We start from the raw sequence: 208 nt of genomic DNA, 5'->3' as shown, positions 1-208 counted from the left end.
CGGCAGAGGGCGGACGCAAAGAGCGCGCCATAGTCCCGCCCGTCTTTGAGGGAAGCAAAGCCCGCCTTAATCGCCCCGTCCTCCATTGAAGAAATCCACAAGCGGCGCATGGGCTTCTTGCAGCCCGCCACTTCGTAGACAAAGCGGAAAATCAATTCACCCTCGCGCCCCGCGTCACACGCATTTACCACTTCGGAAACGTCGGCGC

Annotated in this window: 1 protein-coding gene; it reads right to left on the bottom strand. The window is 60.6% G+C overall.

The features are described from left to right. The coding region (locus tag HJY11_RS14870; protein WP_208076599.1) for a hypothetical protein at positions 1-208 on the bottom strand (208 nt) is incomplete at both ends.

It is taken from the genome of Bittarella massiliensis (ex Durand et al. 2017), assembly GCF_017566145.1.
In the GTDB taxonomy this organism is placed as follows: Bacteria; Bacillota; Clostridia; order Oscillospirales; family Ruminococcaceae; genus Bittarella; species Bittarella massiliensis_A.
The sequence above is the reverse complement of the archived record's forward strand: the minus strand, read 5'-3'. Positions and strand labels throughout refer to the sequence as shown.